We start from the raw sequence: 4,829 nt of genomic DNA on the forward strand, positions 1-4,829 counted from the left end.
CGGAGCTGGAGGCGGAGCTGGAGGCGGAGCTGGACTGCCGCAAGCGGCAGTATGAGTACTATCGCAACAAGTTACTGGCCTTTGATATGTTAAATACCCCCCCGAAAAGTTAAATAACGTAACAGTTATTCCTTTGGAAAAACTTTGCAGTGTCCTTAGAGGAAAGAGATTAACAAAAAGAGAGCTATATGATAAAGGAGACTATCCTGTGTTTCATGGTGGAATAGATCCCATTGGTTATTATAGTAAACCTAATCGAGAAGCTCATTCTACAATGATTATTAACGTAGGAGCATCGGCAGGAACGGTAGGATACAGCTCAAGAGAATTTTGGTCTTCTGACGGTTGCTTCTGTTTTTCTCATAACGAATCATTAAACCAAAGATATCTATATTATGTACTCCAATGTATGGAAGGCTCAATAAAGGCTAAGGTTAGGAAAGCTGGTATACCTACTTTAGACAATAAAGTGATTGCCAAAATCAAAATCCCCATCCCTCCTCTCTCCGAGCAGCAGCGCATAGTTTCTATCCTCGACAAGTTCGACACGCTTACAAGCTCCATCAGCGAGGGACTGCCAAAGGAGATTGAGCTTCGCAGAAAGCAATATGAATATTATCGAGAACAACTTCTCTCGTTCAGGCATTGAGAACATGCGCTAAACTTCTAAAAGAAAAATATGCTGCCTATGGAGAATAACAAACCGCAGGTGCTGCGTGGCGGCACAGACTGGAAAACGTTGCACTTCTATCAAAAGGCTGATGCGCTCTACCAAATGACTTTCGTCTTTTGCAAACGTTTCCTACCTGCCTATGGCGACCGTACTGTGGATCAAATGATTCAAGCGGCACGGTCGGGAAAACAAAACATTGTGGAGGGAAAGGAAGACGGCATGACCTCTACAGAAATGGAACTAAAACTGCTCAATGTGGCACGTAGTAGTTTGCAGGAACTTCGCCAAGACTATGAGGACTATCTCCATACTCGTGGGCTAACGCTTTGGCAGAAGAACCACCCACGTTACAACGCTCTCTTAACCTTCTGCCGAGAGCATAACAACTATGCCGACTATGCTCCTTTTGTAAACAAATGGACAGCGGAGGAGTTTGGCAATGCTGCGCTCTCACTGTGCCATCTCACAGATAAGATGATGTGCCACTACCTCGACTACCTTCAAAAACGCTTCGTAACAGAAGGAGGTATCAAGGAACGAATGTATGCCGCTCGCACTGGCTACCGAAAGGAACAAGACCGAATGATGCAAACCCTCAAGGAAGAGAATGCCGCCTTGAAAGCGGAAGTGGCAAGACTCAAAAGGCTGCTCGAAGAAAAAGAGTGAGAGAGGCAGCGAGCTATCCTGAGAAAGTCCCTAGGGGGCCTAGTTATCATAGGAGACCTAGGGAGCCTAGGAACCCTAGGATAACTAGGCCTCCTAGCTACTCCAATAAATCAAGAAAAAAACCAAATCAAAAAAATGACACAATACAGCACCATTGCAGAATTGAAGAACTTCATCGTTCTCGACAGCTACACCAAAAACTCTATCGCTTGCGAAGCGCCGACAAGCTATCAAAGTGAGGCAGCTCTCGAACGCGAACTGATAGAAGATCTCCAGAATCAAGGGTATGAGTATCTCCCTTCTCTCATCACGCCTGAAGCATTATTGAAAAATGCAAGAAAACAGTTGCAAACACTCAACGATGTTGTCTTTACCGATGCTGAATGGCAGCGCTTCCTTGATGAGTATTTAGATCGGGCTAACGATAGCATTATCGACAAAACGCGAAAGATACAGAATAATCATTTTTATGATTTTGTGTTCGACGACGGACATATCAAAAACATTTATCTGGTCGACAAGCAGAATGTAACTCGAAACAAAGTACAAGTAATCAACCAGTTTGAACAAACTGGAACACAAGCCAATCGCTACGATGTAACCATTTTGGTGAATGGCTTACCCATGGTGCAAGTGGAACTAAAGAAACGTGGCATAGCCATCCGCGAAGCCTTCAACCAAGTACACCGCTACAGCAAGGAGAGCTTCAACAGCGACAGCTCACTCTACAAATACTTGCAGATTTTCGTCATTTCCAACGGAACAGATACCCGCTATTTTGCTAACACGGTGAAACGAAACAAAAATAGTTTCGACTTCACAATGAACTGGGCAAAATCAGACAACACCCCCATCAAGGACTTAAAAGACTTTACTGCAACCTTTTTTCAGAAAAACACGCTACTGCAGATACTGCTCCACTATTGCGTGTTCGACACCAGCAACACGTTGCTCATCATGCGCCCCTACCAGATAGCCGCAACAGAAAGGTTGATTTGGAAAGTAAAGAGTGCGTACGAAGCAAAACAATGGAGCACACTCGAAGGAAGAGGCTATATTTGGCATACAACAGGTTCGGGCAAAACCTTGACGAGCTTCAAAGCGGCCCGACTGGCTACACAGCTTGACTTTATCGACAAAGTGTTCTTCGTTGTCGATCGTAAAGATCTCGACAACCAAACAATTAAGGAATATCAACACTTCTCGCCCGACAGCGTAAATGGTTCTGAAAGTACGGCAGGACTAAAGAGGAACATAGAGAAGGACGATAACAAGATCATTGTAACGACGATTCAGAAACTGAATAATCTGATGAAGAGCGAAAGTACGCTACCCGTCTATGAGCAGCAGGTGGTGTTTATCTTTGATGAATGCCATCGCTCACAATTTGGCGAAGCACAGAAGAATCTCAAGAAAAAGTTTAAGCGGTATTACCAGTTTGGATTCACAGGAACGCCCATCTTCCCCGAAAATGCTTTGGGAGAAGAAACTACGGCACATGTCTTTGGGCGAGAACTCCACGCTTATGTTATTACTCATGCCATTCGCGACGGGAAAGTGCTGAAATTCAAGGTGGATTATAACGATGTGCGCCCACGATTCAAAGCACTGGAAACAGAACAAGACGAAATCAAACTGACAGCGGCGGAGAACAGAAAACTCTTGCTCCACCCCGACCGAATCAAAGAAGTTTCACAATACATCTTGCAAAACTTCCGAATAAAGACCCATCGAAACGAAGGAAACGGAAAGGGCTTCAACGCCATGTTTGCAGTGAGTAGTGTTGAGGCAGCCAAACTCTATTATGAAGAGCTCAACAAGCTGCAAAAAGAGAATGAGAAAAAACTAAAAATAGCCACTATCTTCTCCTTTGCTCCCAACGAAGAGCAACACGCCATAGGCGATATACAAGATGAAGGTTTTGAACCTTCGGCGATGGACCGCAGCGCCAAAGAATTTCTGAAAAAGGCAATAGACGACTACAATGCCACATTCGGAACGAGCTTTGGGGTGGACAATAAAACTTTCCAAAACTACTATAAAGACTTGGCCGAACGAGTGAAGAGTCAGGACGTTGATCTCCTCATCGTAGTAGGAATGTTTCTCACAGGCTTTGACGCCCCCACACTCAACACGCTGTTTGTGGATAAGAACCTGCGCTATCACGGACTGATACAGGCTTTCTCACGAACCAACCGTATCTATGGCGCCACCAAAACATTTGGCAATATCGTTACGTTCCGAGATATGGAACAGGCCACAATAGACGCCATCACATTGTTTGGCGACGAAAACACAAAGAACGTCCTACTGGAGAAAAGCTATGAGGAATATCTCAAAGGCTTCACGGACTGTGAAACAGGCGAAGCAAAAAAAGGCTATGTGGATATTGTGAAAGAACTCAAAGAGCAGTTCCCACAACCTGATGAGATCACTACGGAAGCGGACAAAAAAGATTTTGTAAAACTCTTTGGTGACTACTTGAAGATAGAAAACATCTTGCAAAACTATGATGAATTCACCTATCTCAAAGAGTTACAAAAGATCGATAAGACAAACCCTGATGCTGTCAAGACATTCCAGGATCAGCACTTCTTGACAGATGAAGACATTACGGACATGATGGAGGTTGATGTGCTTTCAGAGCGCGCGGCACAAGATTATCGCTCCACATACAACGATATTCGAGACTGGTTCAGAAACGAACGGGAAGGGAAAGAATCAGAGGAAAGCACCATAGACTGGGACGATGTGGTGTTTGAGGTTGATTTGCTCAAGTCACAAGAAATCGACTTAGATTATATCCTTGAACTGGTGTTTGAACACAACAAAAAAACGAAAGACAAGGACGCGCTGATTGAAGATATTCGCCGAGTCATCCGAAGCAGTATAGGAAATAGAGCCAAAGAGGGACTAATCGTCGATTTCATTCATGAAACCGACCTCGAACAGATTCAGGACAAAGCAGATATTATCGCCTCTTTCTTTACCTATGCACAAGAGAAACAGAAGATAGAAGCTGAAAAATTAATATCTGAAGAAAACCTGAACGTAGAAGCTGCAAAGCGCTACATTCAGACTTCATTAAAGCGTAAGTTCGCAAGCGAAAACGGGACAGACCTGAAAGCGATTCTCCCTAAGATGAGTCCACTCAATCCACAATACTTGACAAAGAAAGAAAGCGTATTCCAAAAGATTGCTGCTTTCATCGAAAAATTCAAAGAGGTTGGTGGAGAACTCTGATTTCCTCACCTTTTGGAAAAAGAATACCGTTCTACCTCGTGGGGTGAACGGTATCTTTTTTAGAGAGTGTTCCAAATCGTACAAACTAGCAATGTTTCACTTGCGTATGATTAAGTTCTTCGTGGCTACAAAAGTACGATTTCTGAACACACGCATGCAAACTTCCGTTTATGTTATAAAACACACAAAATCAGGCTTATATGACAAAAAGAGACCTAAAATCTCTTGTACTCCCTTTATTTACTAT

Annotated in this window: 3 protein-coding genes; all 3 read left to right on the forward strand. The window is 43.6% G+C overall.

What is annotated here, in order from left to right; translation table 11 throughout:
- Window positions 1-127: 127 nt before the first annotated feature.
- The 3 genes from ACO4R2_RS01505 (at window position 128) to ACO4R2_RS01515 (ending at window position 4,582) form a co-directional block, all read left to right on the forward strand.
- On the forward strand, window positions 128-649 hold the full coding sequence (locus tag ACO4R2_RS01505) for a restriction endonuclease subunit S (protein WP_484768906.1): 522 nt from the start codon (window positions 128-130) through the stop codon (window positions 647-649).
- A 30-nt stretch (window positions 650-679) separates the two neighbouring features.
- Window positions 680-1,339 carry a four helix bundle suffix domain-containing protein gene (locus ACO4R2_RS01510; protein WP_484768904.1) on the forward strand — a complete coding sequence of 220 codons (660 nt, stop codon included), beginning with the start codon at window positions 680-682 and terminating at the stop codon, window positions 1,337-1,339.
- A 135-nt stretch (window positions 1,340-1,474) separates the two neighbouring features.
- Window positions 1,475-4,582: a type I restriction endonuclease subunit R gene (locus tag ACO4R2_RS01515; RefSeq protein ID WP_484768905.1), complete on the forward strand. Its 3,108-nt coding sequence runs from the start codon at window positions 1,475-1,477 to the stop codon at window positions 4,580-4,582.
- Window positions 4,583-4,829: the final 247 nt, after the last annotated feature.

Source organism: Alloprevotella sp., from assembly GCF_057240785.1.